The sequence below is a fragment of the Akkermansia sp. 54_46 genome, assembly GCF_001917295.1.
GTDB lineage: Bacteria > Verrucomicrobiota > Verrucomicrobiia > Verrucomicrobiales > Akkermansiaceae > Akkermansia > Akkermansia muciniphila.
Genome location: NZ_MNUD01000036.1, coordinates 262,453 through 288,422, shown reverse-complemented (window position 1 = coordinate 288,422; position 25,970 = coordinate 262,453). Strand labels below are relative to the sequence as shown.

21 protein-coding genes are annotated in these 25,970 nt (G+C 56.3%); 15 read left to right on the top strand and 6 right to left on the bottom strand.

Going from position 1 to position 25,970, the window contains the following annotated elements; all coding sequences use genetic code 11:
* Positions 1–211: 211 nt before the first annotated feature.
* Both BHW66_RS11995 and BHW66_RS11990 read right to left on the bottom strand, forming a co-directional pair.
* The gene (locus BHW66_RS11995; protein ID WP_022197507.1) at positions 212–1,327 is read right to left on the bottom strand and encodes an A24 family peptidase; all 1,116 of its coding nucleotides are present in this window, start codon (positions 1,325–1,327) and stop codon (positions 212–214) included.
* A complete protein-coding gene (locus BHW66_RS11990; protein WP_161994089.1) occupies positions 1,320–2,444 on the bottom strand; it encodes a TIGR00730 family Rossman fold protein in 1,125 nt (374 codons plus the stop codon). The genes BHW66_RS11995 and BHW66_RS11990 overlap by 8 nt, the downstream gene beginning before the upstream one ends.
* Before the next feature lie 209 nt (positions 2,445–2,653).
* Here BHW66_RS11990 and BHW66_RS11985 point away from each other — a divergent pair, with 209 nt between their 5' ends.
* From BHW66_RS11985 to fabD, 3 genes are all read left to right on the top strand, one after another.
* A complete protein-coding gene (locus BHW66_RS11985; RefSeq protein ID WP_012420541.1) occupies positions 2,654–3,778 on the top strand; it encodes a DNA-directed RNA polymerase subunit alpha in 1,125 nt (374 codons plus the stop codon).
* A 36-nt stretch (positions 3,779–3,814) separates the two neighbouring features.
* Positions 3,815–4,225: a 50S ribosomal protein L17 gene (rplQ, locus tag BHW66_RS11980; protein WP_012420542.1), complete on the top strand. Its 411-nt coding sequence runs from the start codon at positions 3,815–3,817 to the stop codon at positions 4,223–4,225.
* A 144-nt stretch (positions 4,226–4,369) separates the two neighbouring features.
* Positions 4,370–5,296 carry an ACP S-malonyltransferase gene (gene fabD / locus BHW66_RS11975; protein WP_031931055.1) on the top strand — a complete coding sequence of 309 codons (927 nt, stop codon included), beginning with the start codon at positions 4,370–4,372 and terminating at the stop codon, positions 5,294–5,296.
* Between the two features lie 463 nt (positions 5,297–5,759).
* Here fabD and BHW66_RS11970 read toward each other — a convergent pair whose 3' ends face one another.
* Both BHW66_RS11970 and BHW66_RS11965 read right to left on the bottom strand, forming a co-directional pair.
* Positions 5,760–6,455 carry an HAD family hydrolase gene (locus BHW66_RS11970; protein WP_087393177.1) on the bottom strand — a complete coding sequence of 232 codons (696 nt, stop codon included), beginning with the start codon at positions 6,453–6,455 and terminating at the stop codon, positions 5,760–5,762.
* A complete protein-coding gene (locus BHW66_RS11965; RefSeq protein WP_022197502.1) occupies positions 6,442–7,836 on the bottom strand; it encodes an LptF/LptG family permease in 1,395 nt (464 codons plus the stop codon). Before BHW66_RS11965 ends, BHW66_RS11970 begins: the two co-directional genes overlap by 14 nt.
* Before the next feature lie 251 nt (positions 7,837–8,087).
* Between BHW66_RS11965 and BHW66_RS11960 the strand changes: the two genes are divergently transcribed.
* From BHW66_RS11960 to BHW66_RS11940, 5 genes are all read left to right on the top strand, one after another.
* Positions 8,088–9,200 (top strand): hypothetical protein, encoded by a 1,113-nt coding sequence (locus tag BHW66_RS11960; protein WP_046437103.1) that lies wholly within the window; start codon positions 8,088–8,090, stop codon positions 9,198–9,200.
* 29 nt (positions 9,201–9,229) lie between these two features.
* Positions 9,230–10,633 carry an OmpA family protein gene (locus BHW66_RS11955; protein ID WP_180975793.1) on the top strand — a complete coding sequence of 468 codons (1,404 nt, stop codon included), beginning with the start codon at positions 9,230–9,232 and terminating at the stop codon, positions 10,631–10,633.
* The gene (locus tag BHW66_RS11950) at positions 10,624–11,499 is read left to right on the top strand and encodes an HAD hydrolase family protein (RefSeq protein WP_102758529.1); all 876 of its coding nucleotides are present in this window, start codon (positions 10,624–10,626) and stop codon (positions 11,497–11,499) included. The genes BHW66_RS11955 and BHW66_RS11950 overlap by 10 nt, the downstream gene beginning before the upstream one ends.
* 144 nt (positions 11,500–11,643) lie before the next feature.
* On the top strand, positions 11,644–13,587 hold the full coding sequence (locus BHW66_RS11945; RefSeq protein WP_179219155.1) for a M60 family metallopeptidase: 1,944 nt from the start codon (positions 11,644–11,646) through the stop codon (positions 13,585–13,587).
* A gap of 83 nt (positions 13,588–13,670) precedes the next feature.
* Positions 13,671–14,921: an MFS transporter gene (locus BHW66_RS11940; protein WP_046437108.1), complete on the top strand. Its 1,251-nt coding sequence runs from the start codon at positions 13,671–13,673 to the stop codon at positions 14,919–14,921.
* A gap of 148 nt (positions 14,922–15,069) precedes the next feature.
* On the opposite strand, the gene BHW66_RS11935 is transcribed toward BHW66_RS11940, so the two are convergent.
* Together BHW66_RS11935 and BHW66_RS11930 are read right to left on the bottom strand one after the other, a co-directional pair.
* Positions 15,070–16,707: a SpoIIE family protein phosphatase gene (locus BHW66_RS11935; protein WP_046437110.1), complete on the bottom strand. Its 1,638-nt coding sequence runs from the start codon at positions 16,705–16,707 to the stop codon at positions 15,070–15,072.
* Between the two features lie 130 nt (positions 16,708–16,837).
* The gene (locus tag BHW66_RS11930) at positions 16,838–17,524 is read right to left on the bottom strand and encodes a sigma-70 family RNA polymerase sigma factor (RefSeq protein WP_022197496.1); all 687 of its coding nucleotides are present in this window, start codon (positions 17,522–17,524) and stop codon (positions 16,838–16,840) included.
* A 123-nt stretch (positions 17,525–17,647) separates the two neighbouring features.
* Here BHW66_RS11930 and BHW66_RS11925 point away from each other — a divergent pair, with 123 nt between their 5' ends.
* The 7 genes from BHW66_RS11925 (at position 17,648) to BHW66_RS11895 (ending at position 25,808) form a co-directional block, all read left to right on the top strand.
* Positions 17,648–18,658, top strand: coding sequence for an endonuclease/exonuclease/phosphatase family protein (locus BHW66_RS11925; RefSeq protein ID WP_102758530.1), 1,011 nt, complete (start codon positions 17,648–17,650; stop codon positions 18,656–18,658).
* A gap of 308 nt (positions 18,659–18,966) precedes the next feature.
* Complete coding sequence (locus BHW66_RS11920; RefSeq protein WP_161994092.1) at positions 18,967–19,677, top strand: prepilin-type N-terminal cleavage/methylation domain-containing protein; 711 nt, start codon at positions 18,967–18,969, stop codon at positions 19,675–19,677.
* Positions 19,678–19,724: 47 nt separating this feature from the next.
* Complete coding sequence (locus BHW66_RS11915; RefSeq protein ID WP_046437118.1) at positions 19,725–20,510, top strand: prepilin-type N-terminal cleavage/methylation domain-containing protein; 786 nt, start codon at positions 19,725–19,727, stop codon at positions 20,508–20,510.
* Between the two features lie 30 nt (positions 20,511–20,540).
* Positions 20,541–21,611 (top strand): prepilin-type N-terminal cleavage/methylation domain-containing protein, encoded by a 1,071-nt coding sequence (locus BHW66_RS11910; RefSeq protein WP_102737770.1) that lies wholly within the window; start codon positions 20,541–20,543, stop codon positions 21,609–21,611.
* 91 nt (positions 21,612–21,702) lie between these two features.
* Positions 21,703–22,443: a lipoate-protein ligase A-like protein gene (locus BHW66_RS11905; protein ID WP_022197491.1), complete on the top strand. Its 741-nt coding sequence runs from the start codon at positions 21,703–21,705 to the stop codon at positions 22,441–22,443.
* Between the two features lie 15 nt (positions 22,444–22,458).
* Positions 22,459–23,448 carry an aldo/keto reductase gene (locus tag BHW66_RS11900; RefSeq protein WP_046437122.1) on the top strand — a complete coding sequence of 330 codons (990 nt, stop codon included), beginning with the start codon at positions 22,459–22,461 and terminating at the stop codon, positions 23,446–23,448.
* A 131-nt stretch (positions 23,449–23,579) separates the two neighbouring features.
* Positions 23,580–25,808: a sodium-translocating pyrophosphatase gene (locus BHW66_RS11895; protein ID WP_180972160.1), complete on the top strand. Its 2,229-nt coding sequence runs from the start codon at positions 23,580–23,582 to the stop codon at positions 25,806–25,808.
* The last annotated feature ends 162 nt before the right edge of the window (positions 25,809–25,970 follow it).

The window sequence follows — 25,970 nt, the reverse complement described above, 5'->3', positions numbered from 1 at the left end:
AACGTCTCCCTTTGCTAAAAGGAACCCCTGGAATTCATTCCGGTTGCAAAATAAAAAGGCAAATGCGTCGGAGAGGGGGTGCGCCGCTGTTTTTATGACACCTGTTTTCTTCCGGGGTAAAGAAGGGTGAACCCATTGAATATGAAGGAAATCAGTGAGGGGATACGCAATCGGGTGCGAGTGCGTGCCGCCCGTGTCATAGCGGAAAAAATTATTCGCCGGAAATAAAGCGGATGTAGGCCTGCCACCACTGGCTGCCGCCCAGCAGCCAGATCAGAGCGGCGCTGAGAAGAGCGGGGCCAAAGGGGAGGTTTCTGCCGAACCCCATGCGTGAGGCGGCAGCCTGTACAATCCCCAGCAGGGAGCCGAGGAAAAGGCTGAACAGGGCGCCCTGCCAGCCGCACGCGCATCCGGCCATCATCAGAATCCAGGCGTCGCCTGATCCCATGGCTTCCCTGCTGGCATGGATATCCGTCAGATTTCCCTCCACGCTTTCCAGTCTTTCCAGAAGAAAAACGTCCCCGTTTTCCATCTCTATCCTGTCGTACCGCAGCGTGACGGAGCAGGCAGGGTGCGTTTTGCCGTCAATGGTGACGGAACCTCCGGAAAGGACGGCCTTGTCCGTAGACCGGTGGAAAAGCATGGACCAGTCGTGAGGCTGGCCGTTGACGATGAGCTGAAGTTCCTCCCGCTCGGATTCCGGTTCCCTCAAACTCCACGGGGCGGGAACGTCAAAATGCTGTTTCCAGGTGCCGAACAGAAGCTTCCCCAATTCAATCACCAGCCTGATGACCGCATACCCTGCCGCTCCTCCCAGCACGGATGCCGTGAAGGCGTCCGTCCAGGTCATGACATGGCTGTCCGGCAGGAGGAAAGGGTAAAGGGCGCAGGCCCCCGTTCCGGCCAAGGCGCCGATAAATGCCTGAGAGCGGAAGACAATCAGATGTTCCGCGTCAATGAACATGATGACAATGGCCATGGCAGTCCACAGGCAGAGCAGGACGGCTGCTCCTGTGGAAGCGTCCGCGTATTTCCAGCCAATGGCCGCGAAGAGCAGGGCCGTGAGCAGCTCCACAAAGCAATATCGGAAGCTGATGCGCGTTCCGCAGCAGGCGGATTTACCCCGGAGAGCCAGCCAGCTCAGAACCGGAATATTCAGGAACCAGGGAATGGGTTTTCCGCATTCCGGGCAGAAAGAACGCGCCGGATCGTTGACGGAGACGCCCCGCGGCATACGGTAGATAACCACGTTCAGGAAGGAACCTATGCAGGCCCCCATCAGGCCGAAAACCACGGGAATCACCCATGCGGGAAAGGCGTCAGGCATGGGTGGGCGGGGAATAGGTTCGGCTGGGCGTCTGGTTGATGCGGTCAATCAGCAGCCTCAGCCTGCCGTAGTTGCCGCGTTTGATGGGGAAGACGAGCCGGGGCAGGCGGTCCAGGTGTGGTTCGTCCGCTTCATCCGGCAGGGGGCCGCTCTGGATCATTTTCCCCCCAGGCAGAATCAGGTCTGAAAAGTCCCGTTCCAGATGTTCCACCCACTGGGCGGGAAGCTGCGCATTCAGCCGGATGACGATGGAATCTCCGACAAAACGGTAGGAGTGGAAAATCCGGTAAAAACGGTCGATGTGTTCCATGGCTTCCGCCGGATTTTTAGTGACATGGATGAGATGAAGATCGTCTGCGGAAATCAGTCCGGAATCCACCAGTTCCACGCGAATGAAGGCCAGCCAGTTCAGCCAGAAGGTTTTGCCGGGGGAATCCAGAAGGACAATCGGGTAAATGGTCGCTTTTCCCGTCTGGATCAGAGTGAGCGTTTCAAACACTTCATCCATGGTTCCGAAGCCTCCGGGGAATGCCACCATGGCGTCGCTTTCCGCCACGAAGTTCAGTTTTCTGACGAAAAAGTAATAAAAATTGATGAGTTTGTCGCTGTGGGCCACCACATGGTTGGAGGTTTGTTCATACGGCAGGGTGATGTTCAGGCCGAAGGAGCGTTGTTCTCCCGCCCCTTCATTGGCTGCCTGCATGATGCCCGGTCCGCCTCCGGTAATGACCATGTAGCCGTGTTCGCTGGCTTCCCTGGCGAATTCCCTCGCCGTTTCATACGCCGGTTCGTCATTCCTGATGCGGGCGGAGCCGAAGACGGAAATCTTGCGGATGTGGCGGTACGGGGCGAAAACGCAGTTGGCGCGGTACATCTCCCGCCCGGAGCGGATCAGGACGGTAAAATCATGGTCCGAGGCGGCGGACTGGGCCATGTTGATTCCCGTTTTGATATACTCTTGGAGGTAGCGGGGATCGTGCCTGGTGGAGGCTATTTCGGAAAGCTTTTTAACGGCGCCTTCCAGAGCCTGGTAGCTGGAATCCATGGACATGGTGGAGGGACGTTTCTTGTCTTCACCTGTAAAATCCCTGTTGTCCAAAAAATCAGGATGCTTCATGAGTTGGTATGATAGGTTTGCCCTACTATGCCAGATGACGCACATTAAGTCACAGAAAATTTACCGGCGGGCATGAAAAGAGTTGATTGTTGAAAACAGATCGTTACATTGCTCCCCGCACGGGCGTTCCCACAACATGCCGTTGGTCCTTCAGGCGCATTGGCCGCCATGTCCGTGTTGAGGGGAAACCCGGTACATTACATACGATTATGTCGGAAAACGAAACCACTACTGCAGAAGAAACCGCCGTTACCACGCTGGCCCGTTTTGAGGTTCCCAGCCGTCTGGAAAAAATTGAAGATCCGAATGATGCGAATCATTTGACCTTTGTGGCGGAACCGTTTGAAAACGGTTACGGCCATACGCTTGGCAACTCCCTGCGCCGCGTTCTTCTGGGTTCTCTTGAAGGCGCCGCCATTACCTCCGTCCGCATCGCCGGTGCGCAGCATGAATTTTCCTCCCTGCCCGGTGTGGTGGAAGATGTGACGGAAATCGTGCTGAACCTGAAAAAGGTCAAATTCAAGCATAACGGCAAGGAACCGCGCCTGCTCTCTCTGCGCGTGCATAAGCAGGGCGTTGTGACTGCTGCCGATATTGCCGACGACACCGTTTACCAGGTGGTCAATCCCGATCAAATCATTTGCACTCTGGACCAGGACACCATGTTCGAATGCGAATTCCAGGTTCGCGTGGGCCGCGGTTTTGCCACCGGCGATGAAAACAAGGTGCCGGATATGCCCATCGGTGTGATTCCGATCGACTCCATTTTCTCTCCGGTTACCCGCGTGAAGTATTCTGTGCAGAATACCCGTGTGGGGCAGATGACTGACTACGACAAGCTGATCCTTGAAGTCTGGACGGACGGCCGCATCGCCCCCGCAGACGCCATGCTCCAGGCTTCCGCCATTCTGCGCCATCACCTGGACGTATTCGTCAACTATGACGACAAGCAGGTTAACTTTGAGGAAGCTCCTTCCGCCGTCCAGGACGAGGAAACGGCCCGCCTGCGCAAGTTGCTCAACATGAGCGTCAACGAAATCGAGCTTTCCGTGCGTGCCGCCAACTGCCTCAACAATGCCAATATCACGACCGTTGGCCAGCTTGCCATGAAGAGCGAAAGCGAAATGCTCAAGTACCGCAATTTCGGCAAAAAATCCCTCAACGAAATCAAGGACAAATTGCTGGAACTGGGGCTCTCCCTGGGCGTTCAGGTGGATCCCTCCCTGCTTACCGGTCCCGTGCCGCAGGCCAAGCCGCGCCTGGGTCTGGAAGAGGAAAGCCCCGTGGGCCTGGCAGACCTGATTGCCGCCAACATCGAAGACGACGACGACTAAATCTCACAAAACCAACACACATAGAAAAATATCATCATGAGACACGGTGTAAAAACCTCCAAGCTTCAGCGCAACGCTTCTCACCGCAGGGCTCTGCTCGCCAACCAGGCATGCAGCCTCATCCTCAATGGACGCATCACCACCACCCTGGCCAAGGCCAAGGCCCTGCGCCCCTATGTGGAAAAGCTGATTACGCTTGCCAAGCGCGGTGACGTGCATTCCCGCCGCCTGGCTACCGCCACCATTCATAATACGACCGCCGTTAAGCGGCTGTTTGATGAAATCGCTCCTCTTTGCGCGGAACGCAAGGGCGGCTATACCCGCATCGTCAAGCTGGGCCAGCGTCTGACTGATTCCGCCCTTGTGGCCATGATCGAAATTATCGATCTGCCCCGTGAGGCTGCCGAAAAGGAAGAAGCTCCCGCCACCACGGAAGCCACCGCCTAAAACGCACCTCTGGAACATCCTGTTAATACCCCGCTCCGGCCTTTTGTGAGGCCGGAGCGGATTTTTTATTGGCAATAAGGAAGTTATGGTGATGATATCGCTCTTGCTTCTTTCCTGCCGGAACGTTATAATCCAGCTTTAACTATGGACGCAGTATTATTGTTTTCCGGACAAGGTGCCCAAAAAGTAGGCATGGGCAAAGATTTGTATGACCAGTATCCCGTCGCCAAAGCCCTGATTGAACAGGCGGACAAGGCGCTTGGAGAATCCCTTTCTGCCGTCATGTTTGAAGGCCCCGGCGAAGAACTGACGCGTACCTGCAACTGTCAGCCTGCCCTCTACGTACATGGCCTTGCCTGCCTGGCCGTCTTGAAGGAGCTCGTTCCCTCCCTGAATCCCGTGGCTGCCGCCGGCCTTTCCCTGGGGGAATTCACGGCTCATGCCGCTGCCGGGACCTATTCTTTTGAAGAAGGCCTCCGCCTTGTCCAGAAGCGCGGCGCGTTTATGGAGGAAGCATGCAACGCCACGAAAGGCACTATGGCCGCCATGATCGGCGGCACGGATGAAAACGTCATTAAGCTGGCGCAGGAATGTGACGTGGATGTTGCCAATTTCAATTGCCCCGGCCAGACAGTCGTTTCCGGTACGGAGGAAGGTGTGGCCAAGGCTGTAGCAGGGGCGAAGGCCGCCGGCTGCAAGATTGCCAAGAAGCTCAATGTGGCGGGCGCCTACCATTCCCGTCTGATGCACAGCGCTATGGTAAAGCTGGCGGAAGAACTCAAGAATATTTCCTTCGGTACGCCGTCCATGCCTGTTTATTGCAATTATGAAGCCCGGGTAGTGGAAGGTCCGGACGACATCCGCAGCATGCTGGAACACCAGGTATGCGGATCCGTGCGCTGGACGGCTTCCATGCAGAAGCTGGTGGACCAGGGCCACCGCCTTTTCATTGAACTGGGGCCGGGCAAGACGCTGGCCGGCATGATGGCCCGCATCTGCAAGGAAGCTACGGTCATCTCCATTGAAGACGTGCCCAGCCTGGAAGCCGCCGTTGCGGAGCTGAACAAATAATTTCCCTGAATAAAAGGGGGTAAGCCGCCGGCCCGTTGGGGAGCCGGCGGTTTTTTGTTGGCGTGTTCATGGCGGGGTTCCGTCAAATAGGCAATATCCCATGGAACAGGGGAAATGCCTGCCTCCGTGCCAGCGGCCCTGCTCCTGCGCGGGCATTTTCCTCATGCCGCCGGTGGGAAGATGCATGAACATCAGCATCGTTCCCATGAAAACGCGATGGCGGGCACGAACAGCGGTTTCCATATAAGGAAAAGTGCGGGCATGATGGAATGCGCCGCTCCTCAGGTCAGAAGAATCAGGGCAATGAGGTAAAACAGGAGGCCGCTTTTAGGAGGCCGGCAGGAGAGCATGAAAGCCGAGGCTCTGAGCCGCGCCAGGCGTTCCTGGCGGCGCAGCCCCCTGCATCAGGCATGAAAGGAATTCCGTCAGGAAACAGGCGTTATGGAATAGAAATTCCTGATTTCTAAAGAAGTTCCGTCAGAGAGCGGATGATACTGGTCGCCAGGGAAAAATCCGCCTGCTCCGTTACCCTGTTTGGAACCGAGATGACTGGCATTCCTGCGCGGTGTGCGGCTGTAGTGCCGTTCTGGGAGTCTTCCAGCACCAGGCATTCAGACGGAGATTTACCCAGGTTTTCCGCGGCTTTCAGGAACAGGGCCGGATCCGGTTTGACGGGGAGGCCGTCGTCGCGGCAGACGACGGTTTGAAAATAGGGCATGATGCCCAATCTGTTCAGCCAGCCGTCCACCCAGCGGTGGGAAGAACTGGAGGCCACTCCCATAGGGGTTCCGGCTTCCCCCAGGTTCCGGATGAGTTCTCCGGCGCCGGGCAGGAGGCCGGCATGTTCCAGATCCCGGACGATTTCCTCCTGGCGGCGGCTGTTGACGGTTTCCCAGTCGAAAGTGCGCCCCGTCAATTTCTCCAGATGTTCTCCGGGATTCCAGTGGGTGTAGCCGCTGCCCAGGCATTGGTTGAACAAATCCAGGGGAAGAGGGTGGCCGCAGGACGCGAAAACCCGTTCCCAGGAGGAATAAATGGCATATTCCGTATCCACCAGCAATCCGTCAAAATCAAAAATGACGGCGTGTGCCCGCCGGAGCAGTTCACGGGCTTTCAGAACGGCTTCCCGGGAATCGGCAAAGTGATCAGGAATGGTCATGGACGGGAGTCTTTTTCAAGCCTCTCAATAATTCCGAGAAGCTTCTGTGAGCCAGCTTGGTTTGAAAAAGGCGGATGGCGATGATGGTGTAGATAATGTTGGGCATCCATGCTCCCAGCCAGGTGGGGAGGTAGCCTGCGGAGGCCAGGGTGGGGAAAAACTCATACAGGAACAGCATGGCTGCCGCCAGGAACAACGCAATGCCGATGCCGGACATGGCGGAGCGCCTCTGGAACGTGATGGCGGAGGGGATGGCAATAAATGTCAGGATAATGCAGGAAAATATGCGGGCGATCCTGACGTGCCATTCCGTCTGCAGGCTTCTGAGGTACCTGGCGTTTGTCGTGCCGGACTTGATGAGTTCCTGGAGAGCCGGGGTTCCCTGTGTATCCACGCGGACGTTGGGTGAAATCAGTTGCCAGGGTGTTTCGGGATAATGCTCTTTCAGCGTTTGGTATTCCTGTCCGGCAAAAACGGGAACATCATGGAGCTGGCGGGGTTCCTCCTGGGAATAATTTCTTTTGATGGCCTGCCGGAAGGTCCATGTCCTGGAGGCCGGATCCCAGGTGGCTTCATCGGCAAACAGCTCGTATTTCATCTTTCCGGGGGCGCTGAACTGTTCCACCCGCACCTGCCGGAAAGGATTGCCGGGGGAATCAATTCCGGGAGGATTGCCCAGATACCAGATGCGGGATTCCGCATCATTTTTGTAGATGGTGCTCTGGGAAGCATGGTTATTTTTGTTCTGGCTCAGGGAGGAGAACATCAGTTTCCTGTACAGGGCGGAGTTGGGTGCCCAGTGGAACCCGAAGATGCCGAAGTAGATGGAGGCAAAGACGGCACCGATGATGATGGGGGTGTTGATTCGGAGCAGGGACCGTCCGGACTGCAGCATGCCGGTGATTTCTGAGGATGAGGAAAGTTTGGTAAGCGCCCAGAGTGTTCCCAGGAGAAGGGTATAAGGCAGAATCAGGTTCAGGATCATGGGCAGCTGGCTCAGGTAAAAGCGGAACGTGCCCATGAGGGGTGCGTCCAGGTTCATCAGGTCTCCCACATTGTCCGCAAAATCTCCGATAATGTAAATCAGCGTCAGGATGGCCGTACACATGATGAAGGCCGTGAACCAGGTGCGCGCCACATACTTGTCCAGGATGCTCGAACGGTTGTACAGGAACATTCCCAGCGCGGGGAGAAAGCAGCCCAGAAGGATGAGCCAGGGCCGCAGGAGCTGGGAAAGGGGATATTCGGACGGCGTACCGGGAATTTCCCATTGCATCTGGGACCATTCCCGGGGCATCAGAAACCAGGCTGCCGCTCCTCCCAGCGCAAGCAGGAGGAGAAATACGGACCATTGGCGGAAATGTCGGGCCTGGATTGCCATGAAAAAAGAAGGTGGGGCAAGAATGCCAGATCGGGAGCGGGAAATAAAGCGTTATTTGGCCGCCGGACAGGGATAAAAGGCTGCCTGAACCGCATGTCCGTGCTTGCTTCGTGAACCTCAGTGCGGTTCCGCTCCTTAAAGGGAGGAAGTGGCTGCGGGAGATGTTCCGCCTGATAGAAGTTGGCTGTTGTCAACGTAAACTGGATGAGATAAAATCTTCCTGACAACTGTTTCCCGGCAACAGCCTTTCCATGTTCAAACGTCTTGTTCAATTGTTTCTTCTGTTTTTTCTGGCTGCTGCGGGTGTTCTGGCGTGGTTTGCTTGGTACGTCTCCACTCCCCTGCTCATTCCCGTGGGAGGGGAGGACCCCGCCTCTTCTCCCGTCGCGGGTTCCCTGGTGATGGAACCCGTGGAAGCCGTTTCATCCGATGGCACGGCTATTGAAGGTTATCTGGTGAGCCCGGGGCGTCCGGAGGCTCTGTCTCCGCGCCAGAGCCGCGTGCGGGATACTCTGAAATTGCGCGGGAAAATGCCGCATTTGGAGGCAAAACCAGAGCTGGTTGTGATAGCCGCCTCTTGGAATGAGGGAATGGAAAGTTCCCTCCCTCTGGCGGAAGGGCTGGCAGGAGCCGGTTACACGAGCCTGATATGGAATCCGCGCGGGAAGAACAATACCCGTCAATTCTGCACGTACGGATTAAGGGAATATGCGGATGTAACGGCGCTTTTGGACGCCGTATCCCGGAAGCAGGGCGGATTGCCTCCCGTGGCTGCCGTGGGGCAGGGATTTGGTGCGGCCGTGCTGTTGAAAGCCGCGTCTGAAGATCCCCGCATCCGCTGCATGGTCAGCATGGACTGCTTTCCTTCCCTGAAAACCGTGGCTGTCCGGGAGATGGAGCAGGATTGGGGCAAGCCTTTGTGCTATGCCGCTTATTGGCTGCTGGATGCCGGGGTGGATTGGCGTGCGGGGTTCAGTACGTTTGACGTGGCTCCCGTGGATGATGCCCTGAAATTGGATTATCCGGTCATGGTGGTTTGTACGAACCAATATTTTTTCTCCACGCTGGAAGATTGCCTGAGCATTTACGATTCCCTGAAAAATGAGAAAAAACAGCTTTATGAATCCATCCGGGAAGGGGAACCGTATGGCACCCGGGAACGGACTTTCCTGCATTCCATTGAAGGAAAGAAGGGGGAAAAATTTGAAAAGATTTATAAGGTCAACGTCTATGCGGGGGATGACGAGCTGCAGGCTGGCATTGCGGAATGGATTCATGAGAATACGCGCATGCCCATGCCCAGGGTGTTGCCTCATGAGTCTTACAGTGCGCCCGTTACGGGTACCGCTCCTTCCGGTTCATGAATTGTTCCTTTCCTTTTGCTGATGATCCCGTGAGTGCGAATCAGGACAACAACCGAGAACTCCGCGAAAACCGCCGCAGGCGCAGCCGTTTTATTCTGCCCGCGCCTCGCCATCTGGCAGCTGTGGCGGCAGGGGCTCTCCTTGCCGCCGTGCTGGTGCATTACCTGGGGTTTATCGTTCTGAGCTGGTTTGATCTGGGCATTCATGTGCACAAAGCCCCCACTGTCCAGGAGGACAGAAAGCCTCTGCCTGAAAAAATAGTTCTGAAGGCGGACGACCGTCCTGCTCCGGATGTAGCGGAAGCCGTTGAAAAACCGGATATTGAGCAACTTGAAGAGATTCCCCCGGAATTGCCGGATTTAGAGGATATGCTTCCGGAGCAGGTAGTGATTGCTCCGGGGGAAACCAGCTTTTCCGCGGATCCGGTAAGTCCTTCCCCCCCGGAATCCCTTTCCCCGAAAATGCCGCAGGTGAACATGAATGCCGTCGCAAAGGGGTTGCCCGAACCCTCTCCGCCTGAGATGCTGAAATCTTCCGCCAGTCCGGTTACAATCAAGACGGCTGAACCGGACATGGTGAATCCGGATGAATGGTATAACAATAAGCTCAAAGGGGCGGGCGGTCAGGATGATTCCCATTTGCCGGATGGGAGCAAATCTCTTTCCCAGCTCATGGCCCAGTCCTCCTTGGGCAAGGACAGCGGGTACAGCAGGCTGGGAGCGGATCTTCTTTTTGAATACAACAAGGCGGTGATGAAAAATTCCGCCAGGCTGAGCATGCTTCAGCTTGCGGGGCTGATGATGAAAAATCCGGATACGATTTTCATTGTGGAAGGTCATACGGACAGCTTTGGTTCCGAGGAATATAATGCCGTGCTTTCCCTGATGCGTGCTAATGCCGTCCGGCAGTGGCTGAAGGATAACGGCATAGCTCTGACGCGTCCGAATGGGGAATGCAGGTTGTACATACGCGCTTGCGGCGCTTCCCGTCCCGTCGTTTCCATCAGGGGGGACCGGGATGCCCAGGCCGCCAACCGGAGGGTGGAAATCCACATGCGCAAGCCGGGAGAAGAAATACCCGCCGGGAGCCTGCCCCTTACGTATGCGGTGGATATGAACACCCCTGTCGCCCGCCAGGTGCGGGCCGGCGTGGGTGCCCGCGCCGGAATCCCCGCCTCCCCGGCAGAAAGGAAAGCGCCCCCCGCAGTGCGTCCATCTTCTGCCGCCCCGGAACGCCGGGAAAATCCTGTGCCGCGTCAGGAAGTAATTCCTGAGGCGGAACCCATTCCGGAAACGATTCCTTCGGCAGAGCCTGTGGAGGAACGCATCCCTTCGGCAGAGCCGGTAGAGGATGACATCCCGCTGGCTGAACCCGTCGTGTGTGCGGGGAGCCGCGCCGTAGTGAAGGGAGGTGCCGGATTGAGATGGAATTGATGCGTTTCCTTCCGGTCCGGGCGCTGCCGAAACCCGAACGGCTCCGGTATCTTTTCTCCTTTGATTTTGACGATACTCTGTTCACTCTTGGCGGCCCTGCGGAAGAAAGGAGCATTTTTTTTAGAACCATGCGCATGCTCCGGTCGCAGTATGGTGTTCTCTGGGGCGTTAATACGGGGCGCGACCCTGTTTACCTGAGGGAAGGTCTGGCGGATATGTTCCGGGATGATGCGGAAGCGTTTGCCCCGGATTTCACGGTGACGATGGAACGGAATGTTCATCTGGCGGATGCGGAGGGCAGACTGATGCCCGGTGTCGCGTGGAACGATGACTGCGCTGTTGCCCATGACAGCTTGTTCACCCGTTACGGCGGCATGCTGGAATCATTGATGAGCCAGTTGGAATGCCGGTTTTCCGGGCTGGGACTACGCAGGCAGGACAATGACGCTTTTTCCCTGGTGGTGGATGATGCCTGCGGCCTGGATGAAGTTTCCTGCGTCATTCAGGATACGGTTGGTCCGTATGAGGAAATTGTCACGCAAAGGGCAGGTCCCTACCTGCGTTTCAGCCACCGTGATTACAATAAGGGAACATCCCTTTCCTTTGTTGCCTCCCGGTTCGGCATTCCGTCTTCCCATGTCGCCATTTTCGGCGACGGGCATAATGATCTGGACGCCATGCGGCACTTGCCGGAGGCATTCCGGTGCTGCCCTTCCAATGCGGCGCAGGAAGTGAAAGACATGGTTGCCCGCGGCCATGGATACATTAGCCCGGAACCGCGCACCCGGGGCGTTCTGGACGGCCTGGCGCATGGAGTGTTTCCCTATTTCGGGATGAAGGCGGAGGTTTTGAAGGAGGATATTTGAAAACGGGGGAGGGCCGGATGCTGACGGGAGATCGGCTTTCAACATGTTTCTTTCATCAAGGCGCTCCCGGAAGGGGAAGAATCGTATTGACAAGGAATGCCTTCAATGCAGAAATGGGAAAGATTCTTTCCCAATCCCGATTACATGAACATTCCCTCTTTTTCCCGTAGCGTTTCCAGAGGTTCCGCCGTGGGCTGGTTTTTAGTGTTGCTGCTGGTTTGCGGTGCCGGAGCCGGATATTATCTTTACCAGGATAACCTGGCAAAAAGAAAAGCGGCCCAGGAATTGACCGCTGAACGTAAATTGAAGGAGAAAAAGGCCAGGGAAGCTGCGGAGAAACAGCGAATAAAACGGGAACGGGAAATCAGGGAGAAGAAGGAAAAGGAACGGCTGGCGGCCCAGAAGGCTTATGAGGAAGCGCAGGAAGAGAAGGCGCGGCAGGCGGCGGAAGCGGCCCGTAAGCTTCAGGAGCAGGCCGAACGCGAAGAACGGGAAAAAAGGAGAAGGGAGGAGCTGGAACGGCGCGAACGTGAGGAAGAGGCCCGCAGGCAGGAGGAAGATATTCCTGTGGAGGAAGAGCCTGAACCGGAAGGGCGTTTTCCCCAACCCGTGAAAAACCGGATGCCGGAGCTTTCCGTTTATTCTATTCCTTGCAGGGATGAAATCCAGACGGAAAAAGATAAGCCGCTGGAAACATGGTCCTGGGACAAGGCGGAAAAAATGGAGGGGATGGAGGAATTCCCCACGAGTTCCTCTCCGTGGAAAAAAGGGAAAGACGCCGGACGCATGCAGGCGCTTCTGGAAAAATGCCGGGAATGGAAGGATGCCAAACTTGCCTCGCTGAAGGCGTGCCCGGCGGCGAAGGATTTTCCCGGCGTTCCGGAGAATGGGGCCCAGACGGTCAGGCGGACGGTGGAGATAGATTCCAATATTGGAGGCTGGCATAGTACGGGACTGTATGCGCCGCCCGGGGCGGAAATTTCGTGTTCCCTGTCCGGCGCTCCCAAAGACGGTTCGATCAGTGTCCGCATAGGATGCCATACGGACAGCCTTCATAAGCTGGATGAATGGAAAAGAGTGCCGGAAATAACCATGCAGGTTCCGGCTGGCCGTGGGCGCGTGAAAATGGTGAATCCGATGGGCGGCCTTGTTTATGTGAATGTAGGCCAGCGTCCCAGACGGGGGAAGGTCTTCAAGGTTCAGATTTCCGGAGCCGTGCCGTCACCTCTGTTCGTAATGGGGAAGACCACTCCGGAACAATGGGCCGAACAATTGGAAAATACCAAGGCCCCGTGGGGGGAAATCCGCATGCCCCGGCTTATTGTCACGATGCCCGTGGAACAGCTGAAACAGTGTCCGGATGTTCAGAAGACGGCGGAATTTCTGCAAAAAAACATGGCTCTTCAGGACTGGATTATGGGATGGGATACCAAGCCGGACCGCCTGCATCATCCGATGCGCTTTGTCGTGGACAGGCAGATATCCGCCGGGGCCGGGCATTCCGGTTATCCCGCCATGGCCACAAAGGACTGGACGAATTCCATCGCCACCGGTTCCATCATCCATTCCGGAAGCTGGGGTTTGTGGCATGAACTGGGGCATAACCACCAATCCCCTCCCTTTACGATGGAAGGCCAGACGGAGGTATCCGTCAACATATTCTCCATGGTGTGTGAAGTGATGGGAACTGGAAAAGACTTTGAATCCTGCTGGGGCGGCGGCATGGGGCCGTACGGCATGAGCGCGGAAATGAAAAAATATTTTTCAGGCACCCAGACTTACAATGAGGCTCCCAACAAGGTGCAGCTCTTCTTCTGGGTGGAGCTGATGTACTATCTGGGGTTTGACGCCTTCCGCCAGGTGGCTCTTCAATTCCATGACAAGCCTTATGACAACGGCGAACTGAGTGATGAAAAGAAATGGGAATGGGTCATGAACGCTTTTTCCAAGGTCACGGGAAAGAACATGGGGCCTTTCTTTAAGATTTGGCGTACGCCGGTTTCCGAACGCGCTGCGGGCAGAATGAAAGACCTTCCCGCCTGGCTTCCTTCCAAGGATTATCCGGCCTGTTATACCGCAGAGGAATAAGAAGGTTCCGGAACAGGGGGGAGGAGGCGTTGCCGCACTCGCTTCTGGACGGTTCCGCCGGCTGGGGCTAGGATGGCGGAGCTGTGAAATGGCTGAATGACTGGCTGGGCTTTTTCAAGCCCCTTCAGGTGCGGAACCTGCAAATATTCTGGTCAGGGCAGGCTTCGGCCCTGATTGGAATGTGGTTGCAGGTGACGGCCATGGGTATTCTTGTGTACGATATTTCCGGAGGCTCCGCCACGGCAGTGGGGGTGTTGGCTGCCTTGAACGCTCTTCCTTTCTTTCTGGGCGGCATGCTGCTTGCCGGGCTGGGGGACCGTTTTGACCGGAGGAAACTCCTCATAGCCGTGCAGTGCGTCCAGTGGCTGGTGGCTGTAGCCCTGTTTCTGCTGACTGTGCTGGATATGCTCCAGCTGTGGCACTTATACGCCGCCGGGCTGGTGATGGGCGTCAATCAGACGGTGGGTTTTCCCACACAGCAGGCTTTTGTGGGAGACCTGATACCGCGCCGGCAATTACAGGAGGCCGTGGGCATGTACTCTCTGGTATTTAATACGTGCCGGGCCATAGGGCCGGCGCTTGCCGGCTATATCATTGCGGAATGGGGCGCCGGAACCGCTTTTGGCGGCAATGTGGCGGCAAGCCTGCCTCTCGTTGGCTGCTTGGTTGCCTTAAAGGGATGCGTAGCGGATACCTCCGCTCCCAGAAAGCAGCGCGGCGCAGGAAGGAAAGCATCCGGCCTCAAGACGGTGCTTGCCACGCGCAGTCTGCTTTTTATTATGATCAGCGCTCTCATTCAGAATATCTGCGGGCAATCCCTCTATCAGATTGTTCCGGCATTGATGCACGGAAATCCCAGGAATACCGGCCTCATTCTGAGTGCGGTCGGAGCCGGGGCCATGGTGAGCATCCTCTTTGTTCTGCCGTTTGCACGCAAAAGCGACAGGGTGGGGGCCAAACTTTCCTCAGGTACCCTGTGGATGGGATGCGCACTGTGTGTGGCCGGTGTCGTCCCGGTGGTGGAAGTGCAGGCCCTCTGTTTCTTTTTTGCCGGTTTGGCCACTTCTTCCCTCTTCGTTACTTCTTCATCCGCTGTGCAGCTTCTGGCTCCCCCGGAACGCAAGTCGGCCATTCTGGGGCTGTTCAGCATTGTCACCATCGGTGTGCAGCCGCTGGCGGCCATGGGGTGGGGAGCTGTGGTGGATGCCTGGGGTGTTCAGACAACGATTGTCCTGGCGGGAGGGTTGGAAGCCTTGTTTTCCATTTGGATGCTGAGCGTTCCATCTTGGCGTCATTTCAAATTTTCTCCGGATGACTGTCCGGAGACGACATAGCGCCTTTCCTCCATTTACGGCAGGTGAAAAACGCCGGTCCGCATTCTGCGGAAAAGGGAGTGCATGGGGGCTTTCCCTCGTGGAAATTCCGGAATGCGGCCGGATGAGGGAAGAGGAAGCAGGTTGCAGAAACGTCAGGAACCGGCTGTTAACCGTCCGTTTTTGCTTCGTGTTCGGAATAGCTGATGCCCAGCATGCAGATATCGTCGGCCTGATTGGTGCAGCCGGTAAATTTGGCTACGCAGGTAAGGGCCTGATGAACGAAATCCTTGGTGCTGTGAGGGGAAGAATTGTTGAAATAGTCAATCAGTCTTTCCACGCCCATTTCTTCCCCGTCCTGGTTGGCGGCTTCCGTCAGGCCGTCCGTGTACATCAGGATGCGGGCCCCCGCCAGGAGCGAAAACTGGGCATTATGGTACGTAGCGTCATCCAGCAGTCCCAGGGCGATGCCTCTGGGCAGAGGCATTTTGCGGGCGACCCCGTCCGGCCCCAGAATGATGGGATGCGGATGTCCGGCTGTGGAGGCTGTCATGACCCCGGTTTCCAGATCCAGGTAAATATAAACGGCGGAGGCGAACATGGTGGTGTTCGCCCGTTGCAGGATTTTGGCGAGCTGGTGGTTGAGGGAAGTAAGGAAAGCCGCCGGATTATCCGCCAGGTGGGACAATTGTTCCATCAGGCCGCGGAGCATGGAGGCGATCAGGGCGGCGCGGATGCCGTGGCCCATCACGTCACAGACAATGGCGCCAACGCCGGAATTGCCTACGGGAAAAGCATCGAACCAGTCTCCTGCAACACCCTCCGAAGGAGTGAAAATATGGTGAAAATCCGCATGGCGGGTCAGGCCGTGTTCCGTATGGGAGCGGGAGGGAATTTCGTAGGGAAGCAGGGCGAACTGGATTTCCCTGGCCAAATCTATTTCCTTTTCCAGAGTTCTGTTGCGTTCCTCCAGGATGCGGGCCGTTTCCGTGGCCTTGATTTCTGTCTTCACCAGTTTGGTGACATCACTGGAAATACCTACAATTCCCTTTAGCTCTCCGTTGCGTCCGTACCACGGGAACTTGCTGATCTGGCTCCAGGAATCATCCTTGTGGAGCCATGTCTCATGATGAAGGCGGGCGCGGATGGGGCGTCCGGTAACCATGATGTCCATTTCCTCCTTGCGGGAAATATCGGACATCGTTTGGTCAAAAAAGTAATCGTCCGTGCGTCCGGTCAGGTCTGCCGGCGTCGGTACGCCCAGCTTATTGGCTGTGGCGGTATTCGCCAGGACGAAACGTGATTCCCGGTTCTTGAAATAGATGCTGTCGGGAATGTGTTCAATCAGGGTATGAAACAGGTCCCTGTCCTCCGCAGCGCGCAGTTCCGCCGTTTTCCGCCGGGTAATATTGACCCATACGCCCACCAGCATAACGGGCCGGCGCTGTTTGTCCCTGCGGGCGAGGCCGTTGACGCGGACCCAGCTCCAGCTTTTGGAGTTCAGCTTCTTCATCCGGATTTCAATGCGCATGGGCACATGGGAGTGGCCGTCCAGATAACGGCGCACTTCCTGGGAAAAAAAAGCCTGGTCTTCCTCGTGTATGGTAAGCTCCGGCTGGGTGAAGATATTGGGAGCTTTCTCCTTGCGGCTGGCCCCCATCATGGTCAGGCAGCGGTCCGTGTAATGAATGACGCCCGTTTTAATATTCCAGATGTAAAATCCTTCTTCCGCCGCCGCCAGGGCCATTTTGATTTTGTCCCAGGTAAAAACTCTCTGGGCGGAATGTCTGTTGCGTGAGGGCGGCATTGCAGTTGCCGTTAATCTAACGACAAAACCGCTGTCTTGGCAAGAGGCAAAATAAAGGAATCCTTTCTGAAAGGAGGTCTGGCCGGAGGGATGCGTATCAAGGACGCCGGCTGGTTTTTAAGATGGGCTCCTATTTTTCTTTTTCCTTTTCCTGGGATTGAAGAAATTGCAGCTCTTTCTTCAAAGCGCTTCCTACGCGGTGCTTTGCCAGATAAACTTGGGCAATCGTGACTCCGAGCTGCCGGCGGACCTTGGCCGCGTCCCACTCCCGCAGGACATAATAGTCAAAAATTTGGAACTGCTTGGGCGACACTTTTGCCTTGACGCGTTCCAGAGCCGCCTGAAGAAGGTTATTCTGCCATTCCCGTTCCCATACCTGGTCAAAATTATTCTTCCCTTCATCCGGGATTTTGTCGATGGGGTGTTCCAACGTGCCTGGGGCATCCGGATTCATCAGCATGGCCGTGTCCTTTTTCCTCTTGCGGAACTGGTCGTTGATGCGCCAGCGGGTCATGTTCCAGAGCCAGAGTTTGAAGGAGCCCTGTTCCGGTTTGTAAATATTTTTCCTGCTTTGCTTGGCGATGGAAAGAATGGTTTCCTGTACCACGTCCCAGGCCTCGTCTTCCCTCAATCCGGCCTTGAGGGCAACGGAATAGATAAGGCGCCAATACGTCCGGTAAAATTCATCCCAGGTGCGCTGATCTTCCCAGTTTTCCAAACGCGCGATCAGGCTTTTCCTGGTATGTTCCGCGTATTGGGAAAGTGTCTGTTCGTCAGGCTGGGATTCGTTATGGGGTTGCAATGGGGACACATTCATGGTTTATCATGAACTACGGATGGAAGTGAAGCGAAAGCCGAGTAATAGGCCGGAAAATTCCATACGGTCCGGCTTGTTCATTCACTACGTTCGCCATGGAGAAAATCTTTCAGGGAAACGGACATGATCAGGAAAACGTCAAAACGCAGGGGAACCTCCGTCATCGCGGCCCTGGTTGCGTTGTGCGCGGTGGTAGGGTACGGTTTGACGGAGTGGGCGCCGCTGGATAATGAACCGCAGGCGGTTCCTGCCCTCCAGAGGGAAGGGCGGCAGACGGTTCGGGAGAAGGTGGAAATCCCCGACAAGGGGGAGCCCGTTCGTCTTCTGACCATGAATGCCGGCAACTACTTTGTTCCTGAAGACCCCAGGAGAAGCAATTTTCAGGTAAAATACAAACCTGTGGAAGCCCGTGAAGCCGTGGCGGAGCTGGTTCGCCAATCGGGGGCGGAAATCGTGGGGCTGTGTGAAATGGGCGGGGAGGCTGCCGTTCGTGACTTGCAAATGCGGCTGAAAAGAAAAGGAGTTCATTTGCCGTACAAAGTTCTTGTCATGCGGGACGGGGAGGACCGTGGTTTGGCCCTTCTTTCCAAATACCGCATCGCGGATGACCGTTCCGTAGCGGACATGCCTGTATCCGGAGAGGCGAAACGGAAAAAGACGATGCTGCGGGGCATTCTGGACACCACGGTCAGCATGCCGGACGGACGGCTGTTCCGCCTGGTGGGCATTCACCTGAAATCGCGCCTCAGCCGTGACGGTTCCGCAGAGGATACGCGGCGAAGGGAAGCCTACGCCCTGCGGGACTACCTGAATGAAGCTCTTGCCTCTCAGGACGGCATGCCTCTGCTTCTGTACGGAGATTTTAATGACGGCCCGTCAGACAGCGCCGTGCAGGTCATCCAGGGACCTGCCAAAACGGAATACCGCCTGAACCGTTTGAAGCCCAGGGATTCTCGTGGTGAGACCTGGACCATTTACTACGAAGACGGTGACACCTACCATTCCTTCGATCATCTTTTCCTGAACAATACTCTGAAAAAGCGCCTCGGCCGCAAGCCTCCCATGGGCATCCTTGACTCTCCCCCCTCGCTCCAGGTCAGCGACCACCGCGGCGTGTGGGTGGAATTAAGATAAGCAGGGCCTGATGTTTTTTCAGCAGGGGAGATGGAAAGGGAAAAAATGAAGGCTTTGGAAAAGGAGGACAAAAAATTCTTTTCTTGTCGTTCCGGCCTTATCCTTCTTGAAATGCGGGAGTTGGACCGACCGGATGTTTTTCTTTTCCGGAAGGATGGCGGAAGCAGGGATTTCCGCATGGCGATTCCTTGCCGGAATTTTGTTGGACAGGAACATATCAGGCATTCCAGTTCCTCAAAAAATGATTGCCGTGTCCGTCTGAAACGGGTAGCATGCCAAAAATCGTTGTTCAATCCTGCATCATCTGTATGAGATATTTTTCCAAGCATTCCGGAATGGCTCCGCGCTGTTCCTCGCCGGGGAGCAAGGGGTTTACCCTGGTGGAATTGATTGTTGTCATTACCATTATGGTTGCCATGATGGCCTTGGCCGCCAGCATGTTAAGAGGCGGAGGCAGAGGGCAGGGCCTTCAGGCCGCCGTTGAAATGGTGGACGGCATGGTGCAGGAGGCGCGGCTGGATGCCATGGGCAAAGGAACGTGGAGCCGCCTGATTATTGTGAGCACTCCTGATGACGAAGCCCGCAATATGCGCACTTTGGGCGTGATGTCCAAAAATACCCGCACCGGGAAATGGCATCTGGTGAACCGTTTGCAGACTCTTCCCGCCGGTTTTTACGTCAGTCCGACCTACAGCACCCTTCTGGAAGGCGCGAAGAAAGCCAGGGGCGAGAAATCCACGGCCCGCGATTTTGCCAGTCGTGACGGGCAGGATACCGTCAACCTTCCCGGCAACAGAATGACGGATATTTACTTCATTGAATTTGACGAGGAAGGCCGCATGTCCCAGCCGAACGCCCCCACCCGCCTGGTGGTGGTTGCCGGTTCCGCCGGGAACGGCAAGGAGGAGAGGCCAACCCCGATGGTGGACGGCAAACCGGGCCTGGCAGGCGGCATTGTGATTTATCCCAAAGGCAATATCAGCCGTCTGAGGACGACGGAGCAGGTGATTCCCAATTAGTTTCTGTGATATAATACCGGATTTCCCATTTTATGTTGACCAAGTGTATGAAACAGTCTCGTTCCAAGGGGTTCACCCTGACGGAAGTGGTGCTTGCGATCGGCGTGGTGGCCGTGCTGATTGTAGTGTTCATGGCCATGTTTATTCCTGCCAGAAGGACGGTTCAGTCCGCCCTGACTATTCGTGAAGCGGACCGCATCGTCCACGCCCTGACGGCGGAACTGGGAGAACTCCGCAATTCCGAGCGTGCCGCGTCCAACGCCAGAAAGTCTTCCTCCTCCAAATATGTTTCTGCTTTTGACAAGGCGTTTTACTGGATGCAGTTCACGTCCAGGCCCGCTACGACCATTCTTGTTTACAATTACAGGGCGGATTTGACCAAGGGGGCCCGCAAAGACGGAACTCCCCAGCCCTGGCTGGAGGATGGCGGAAGCATTCCCGGCAAAAATACTGCGGTGGTGACAGGGGTCTGCCTGGCGAACAACAAAGAGCGTTGGGATGATTTCAAGGCCCTTGTCGGTCCCGTCTTCGCCGTGCGCATGACCCAGCTGGTAGTGGAACGTATGGATTCAAGCTCCTACGGGTACAAGCTGGCTCCCAAGTACGGAACGATTTATAATCCTTACAACCGCGGCAAGGTGATTAAGGAACCTTCCCTGTATGTTTATACGCCGGAGAAAGGCGGCGGCCTGAATTTGCCGTGGGGGGCGGAAGTCCTGTATCAGGCGGAGTTCTTCCAGCTGTTGAATACGGACCCTGAGCGTTTACAACATCTGACGTGGGAAAATTTAAAGACTCCCGTGTTTACGCGCAATCTCGCTTTCCGCCGTTAGCGGGCATTATCTGAAGACCTCTGAAAAAACATGAAGACATTTGCCAAAATCAAATCCGGCGCGTTCACCCTGATTGAGCTCCTGGCAGCCATGACCATCACTACCGTGCTGGTTCTGGTCATTGTGGCCCTGACTTCCCGCGGGGTAGATATCTGGAGATGGGTGCTGCAGGATGTGCGGACCACGACGCTTGCCCGCACGGCCATGGATACCATGACCAAGGATTTTGAAAGCATGCAGTTCCGTCCCGGGAATCCCTTTGAGTGGATGCTGGTGCAGCGGGACAGCGATTTGGTTTCCCGTGCGGAAAAGACCAAGGTTTCCAGGAAAAAGGGCCGCTCTTCCTCCCTGAATGAGGCCCGCGTGAACCTGATGACCATGGGGCCGGAAGGCGCCAAAATCACAAATGCCTCCCAATTGGTTTTCTTTACCACGGCTACGGACCGCAATCCGGCCAAGTCCAGCATGGACATGCGGAATGACCGCATCATTGGTGATGTGAATTGCGTAGGATACAAGCTTCTTTACCGTGACCAGATTCTGGACCAGGACGCTACGGCGGAGTCTGACGGTTTTCCCGTTTATTCCCTGTACCGCAACTTAATCAGCGCGGAGGATACCGTGCGGAATCTTCTGGGCCAGCAGGATCTATGGTCCGCTTATGCACGGTACCAGCAGGATGAAACCGTCCCTTCCAACTTCCTGGTGGAGAATATTGTGGAAATGACGCTGATTTTTGAAGTGGATTACCAGAAGAAGATCGGCAATTCCGGCAGCAACAAATCGGACAAGGATGCTTCGCAAAGAGCATCCGTGCTGGTTCCGGTCATGACTACGGGCGCCAACCGTCTCGGCTCCTGCACCCAGATGGATGTGTATGGCAATCGCCTGAACATCATAGGCAGCAGCGTGAATATTGATGATTTGAAATCCGGCCGCGTTACTGCCGTGACAATTTCCATGACGGTGGTGACGGATGAAGGCATGGCTCTTGTGGACCAGATCCGGCAGAAAAAGCGTCCCGCTCCCTCTCCTGAGGAATTTTTCGAACGTTATACCCGGTCTTTCACCCAGAGGATTGCATTGCCGATGAACCGTTAGGCTTGTATCCGGGAAACCGGGGAGGGCGGAATCGGCCGCTGTTGCTTTTTGTCTGGAGCGTTCCTGCCGTTAATTGTTCTGTAGTTGCCATATGTTGGGTTTCACAAATATCGTCGGCAATTTATCCCCTCTGCCGGAATTAGTGCTGTGGCGCGATCCTGTCGCCAGAAGCGGGGAGGAAGCCATGGCCGTGGACGAAGCTCTGCTGGAATGGGGCAGGAAGCCTGTGCTGAGGGCGTACCGCTGGGCGGAACCGACCGTGACTTACGGTTATTTTGATGAGGAAGCCACGGCGCGCGCCATTTTCCCAGGTGAGGAGCTTCATTTTGTCCGCCGCTGGACAGGGGGGGGGATTGTAGACCATCGGCAGGATATCCCCTTTACTCTGGCCATGCACCGCAAGGGAGAAAAAGAGCGTCCTTCCAGCGCGGTTTTGTACCGTTGGATTCATGGGGCGCTGGCCCGCGTCCTGAGGGATTGCGGGGTGGAGTGCGTGATGCTGGACGGGGATGCCCCGGACGGAGGGCGGGCCTGTTTTTCCAGCCCCGTAACGAGTGATCTTGTCTTTCCCGGCGGGGAAAAACTGGCTGGCGGCGGCCAGAGAAGAGTCCGCGGAGGCGTTCTTCACCAGGGGAGCATACAGAATTGTCTTCTCCCTTCCGGATGGGATGAATTGCTGGCTGCCCGCCTGGCGGAAAAGCATTCCCTGTGCGTGGACGCGGAATTGTTCCCCGGCATGAATGCCCGCGTGGAGGAACTGCTGGCTTCCAAATACCGTACGGAAGCATGGCGTTCCGGCGTACGGCATGGGCGTCCGTCTCAATCACGGTAATTTCCCTTTTTCCCGATGAACTATCTTCCAGATCCCGGCCGCTACAGCCACGCAGCCTACCGCCGTTGCGGGCGCAGCGGGCTGCTGCTTCCTCCCGTTTCCCTGGGTCTCTGGCACAATTTCGGCGCAGCGGATGATTTTGAGAACGCCCGCCGGCTTATTCACGGCGCGTTTGATGCCGGTATCACGTATTTTGACCTGGCGAATAATTACGGCCCTCCTCCCGGTTCGGCGGAAGAATGCTTTGGCCGTATTTTCATGCAGGATTTGTCCCGTTTCCGTGATGAACTTGTTATTGCAACCAAGGCGGGGCATTTGATGTGGCCCGGCCCGTACGGGGACTGGGGATCCCGCAAACACATGCTTGCCAGCCTGGACCAGTCCCTTTCCCGCATGAAGCTGGAGTATGTGGATATTTTTTACGCGCACCGGCATGATCCGGAAACTCCCCTTGAAGAAACGGCGGGAGCTCTCATTACGGCGGTTCGCTCCGGAAAGGCCCTGTATGCCGGTATTTCCAAATTCCCGGCGGAACAGGCCAGGCAGATGTGCTCCATGCTCGGGGAGGCCGGCGTTCCGTGCCTGGTGCATCAGGTTCGTTACAATATGTTTAGTCGGGAACCGGAAACATCCGTTTTTCAGGCTGTCCGGGAAACGGGTATCGGGTGCGTCGCTTTTTCTCCCCTGGCCCAGGGGATGCTGACGGACCGTTATCTGGAGGGTATTCCTGAAGATTCCCGCGCGGCGGGTTCCTCCGTCTTTTTAACAAAGGAGCGGGTTCTTCAGCATGGGGATAAGATTCGCCGTCTGGGCGCCCTGGCCCGGAGCCGGGGCCAGAGCCTTGCCCAGATGGCCCTGGCCTGGGTGCTGAAAGATCCCGTAGTGACCACGGCTCTGATTGGAGCCAGCCGCCCCTCGCAAATCAGGGATTGCCTGAAAGCTCTGGATAGTGCGCCGTTTACGCCGGAGGAGCTCTCTTTTATTGACGCAAATGCGGATAGATAGGCGCTGCTTTTCCCGTGGCGCTGGTCTTTCTGCAGGAAGGTGAATTTTCTCGTTCCGGACACAGGTTTTTTCTTGGAGTAAAGTAGAGCTGGTGTTATGTTTTTACCACTTTAATTTAAAGTGTACTGACAATGATAACCATCCAGGATTTATTTTGGCTCATCCCATCGGCTTCCGTGCTGGCCCTCATTTTTGCGGGCATCTTTTTTTACCGCATGAAAGCGCAGGATGAGGGGAACGAGGTCATGAAAATGATCGCCCGGCATGTCCGCAGCGGCGCCATGGCCTATCTGCGGCAGCAGTATAAGATTGTCGCCATTTTCTTTGTGCTCATTACTGTTGTTTTCGCTTTTCTGGCCTACTGCCTCCACATTCAGAACCCCTGGGTTCCCTTCGCTTTCATTTCAGGCGGCTTTTTCTCCGGTCTGGCCGGCTATATCGGCATGAAGACGGCTACGTACGCTTCCGGCCGCGTGGCGAATGCCTGCCGCCATTCCCTGGATGCCGGGCTGCAAATAGCTTTCCGCTCGGGCGCCGTGCTCGGCCTGACCGTCGTGGGCCTTGCCATGCTTGATATCGGCGCCTGGTACTGGGTGCTGAATTGGTTTTACGGGGACATGGAGCTTTCCATGCGCCTGGTCGTCATCACTACCACCATGTTGACGTTCGGCATGGGGGCTTCCCTACAGGCGCTGTTTGCCCGTGTGGGCGGCGGCATTTTCACCAAGGCGGCGGATGTGGGAGCCGACCTGGTGGGGAAGGTGGAGGCCGGCATTCCGGAGGACGATCCCCGCAACCCCGCCACCATTGCGGATAACGTGGGCGATAACGTTGGGGACGTGGCCGGCATGGGTGCGGACCTTTACGAATCTTACTGCGGTTCCATTCTGGCTTCCGCCGCTTTGGGCGCGGCTGCTTACATGGCCGTTCCTGAAATGGCGCTCAAGGCCGTCCTTACGCCCATGCTGATCGCCGCCCTCGGCACTATTCTTTCTCTGTTGGGCGTGTACGCGGTGCGCGTGAAGCGCGGCGCTTCCCAAACGGAGCTGATGGCAGCCCTGAACCGCGGCATCAACTTGAGTTCCTTCCTGATAGCCATTGCTTCCGCTTTCCTGCTCCAGCTCATCGGCCTGGATAACTGGGCCGGCATCTGGGGGGCTATCGTCACCGGCCTGGCGGTGGGCATCGTCATCGGCAAGAGCACGGAGCATTACACCTCCCATGATTCCTATCCCTGCCGTAAAATCGCCCACAGCGCGAAGACGGGGCCGGCCACCGTCATTATTTCCGGCATCGGCATCGGCATGATTTCCACCTGCATTCCCGTAATTACTGTCGTCGTGGGCACTGTGCTGGCTTACGGCCTGGCTTCCGGGGACTGGCATTTCACCGGGGCGGAAATGAGCAAGGGGCTGTATGGCATCGGCATTGCCGCCGTCGGCATGCTTTCCACGCTGGGCCTGACATTGGCGACGGACGCTTACGGCCCCATTTCCGACAACGCCGGGGGTAATGCGGAGATGAGCAAACTGGATCCGGAAGTGCGCCGCCGCACGGATGCCCTGGATGCCCTGGGCAACACGACTGCCGCCACGGGCAAGGGGTTCGCCATTGGTTCCGCCGCTCTGACGGCATTGGCGCTTCTGGCCTCCTATATTGAAGAATTGAAGATTTCCATCCTTCACTGGAGTGAGGCCACGGGCAATACCATTTACAAAATTAATGACGCCGTAAGCGTGGAGGTTTCCAAAATCGCCACTGCTTCCCTGTCTGATTTCATGGGCTATTTCCAGGTAACCCTGATGAACCCGAAGGTGCTCATGGGTCTCTTCGTGGGGGCCATGATGTCCTTCATGTTCTGCGGGCTGACCATGAATGCCGTCGGCCGCGCCGCGGAAAAAATGGTCAAGGAAGTGCGCCGCCAGTTTAAGGAAATCAAGGGAATCCTGACTGGGGAGGCGGAGCCGGATTACGTGCGCTGCGTGGAAATTTCCACGGCGGGAGCGCAGCATGAGATGATCTGGCCGTCCGTGCTGGCGGTCATCACCCCCATCTGCATGGGCATCGTCTTCGGCGTCCCCGGTGTGTTCGGCCTGCTGGCCGGCGGGCTGGCTTCCGGCTTTGTGCTGGCCGTATTCATGGCGAACTCCGGCGGCGCGTGGGACAATGCCAAGAAATACATTGAGCAGGGCCATGTGGGCGGCAAAGGCTCGGAAAGCCATAAGGCAGCCGTTATTGGCGATACGGTGGGCGACCCCTTCAAGGATACGTCCGGCCCGTCCCTGAACATCCTGATCAAGCTCATGAGCATGGTGGCCATCGTCACCGCCGGCGTGAATATCGCCGTGACCCTGTTTTAAGCAGGAAAAATTTTTTTACGGTTAACGAAGGGAGTCCGCAAAATTGGCGGGCTCCCTTTTTCCGGTTGGTGGGAATCGCCTACTGGTTGGGCGGCCTCCTTATGGACGCTTCTTTCAAAGGTTTCCCAGAAGACTGTTCCTAATCGGGATTGGTTGAGGCAA

Bases quoted from the DNA above. Each gene is read 5' to 3' on its own strand.
- BHW66_RS11920 (WP_161994092.1), top strand. From the start codon at position 18,967: ATGAGATATTTTTCCAAGCATTCCGGAATGGCTCCGCGCTGTTCCTCG.
- BHW66_RS11915 (WP_046437118.1), top strand. From the start codon at position 19,725: ATGAAACAGTCTCGTTCCAAGGGGTTCACCCTGACGGAAGTGGTGCTT.
- BHW66_RS11900 (WP_046437122.1), top strand. From the start codon at position 22,459: ATGAACTATCTTCCAGATCCCGGCCGCTACAGCCACGCAGCCTACCGC.
- BHW66_RS11990 (WP_161994089.1), bottom strand. From the start codon at position 2,444: ATGAAGCATCCTGATTTTTTGGACAACAGGGATTTTACAGGTGAAGAC.
- BHW66_RS11985 (WP_012420541.1), top strand. From the start codon at position 2,654: ATGTCGGAAAACGAAACCACTACTGCAGAAGAAACCGCCGTTACCACG.
- BHW66_RS11925 (WP_102758530.1), top strand. From the start codon at position 17,648: ATGATCAGGAAAACGTCAAAACGCAGGGGAACCTCCGTCATCGCGGCC.
- BHW66_RS11965 (WP_022197502.1), bottom strand. From the start codon at position 7,836: ATGGCAATCCAGGCCCGACATTTCCGCCAATGGTCCGTATTTCTCCTC.
- BHW66_RS11895 (WP_180972160.1), top strand. From the start codon at position 23,580: ATGATAACCATCCAGGATTTATTTTGGCTCATCCCATCGGCTTCCGTG.
- BHW66_RS11995 (WP_022197507.1), bottom strand. From the start codon at position 1,327: ATGCCTGACGCCTTTCCCGCATGGGTGATTCCCGTGGTTTTCGGCCTG.
- BHW66_RS11960 (WP_046437103.1), top strand. From the start codon at position 8,088: ATGTTCAAACGTCTTGTTCAATTGTTTCTTCTGTTTTTTCTGGCTGCT.
- BHW66_RS11905 (WP_022197491.1), top strand. From the start codon at position 21,703: ATGTTGGGTTTCACAAATATCGTCGGCAATTTATCCCCTCTGCCGGAA.
- BHW66_RS11930 (WP_022197496.1), bottom strand. From the start codon at position 17,524: ATGAATGTGTCCCCATTGCAACCCCATAACGAATCCCAGCCTGACGAA.
- BHW66_RS11935 (WP_046437110.1), bottom strand. From the start codon at position 16,707: ATGCCGCCCTCACGCAACAGACATTCCGCCCAGAGAGTTTTTACCTGG.
- BHW66_RS11970 (WP_087393177.1), bottom strand. From the start codon at position 6,455: ATGACCATTCCTGATCACTTTGCCGATTCCCGGGAAGCCGTTCTGAAA.
- BHW66_RS11945 (WP_179219155.1), top strand. From the start codon at position 11,644: ATGAACATTCCCTCTTTTTCCCGTAGCGTTTCCAGAGGTTCCGCCGTG.
- rplQ (WP_012420542.1), top strand. From the start codon at position 3,815: ATGAGACACGGTGTAAAAACCTCCAAGCTTCAGCGCAACGCTTCTCAC.
- fabD (WP_031931055.1), top strand. From the start codon at position 4,370: ATGGACGCAGTATTATTGTTTTCCGGACAAGGTGCCCAAAAAGTAGGC.
- BHW66_RS11910 (WP_102737770.1), top strand. From the start codon at position 20,541: ATGAAGACATTTGCCAAAATCAAATCCGGCGCGTTCACCCTGATTGAG.
- BHW66_RS11950 (WP_102758529.1), top strand. From the start codon at position 10,624: ATGGAATTGATGCGTTTCCTTCCGGTCCGGGCGCTGCCGAAACCCGAA.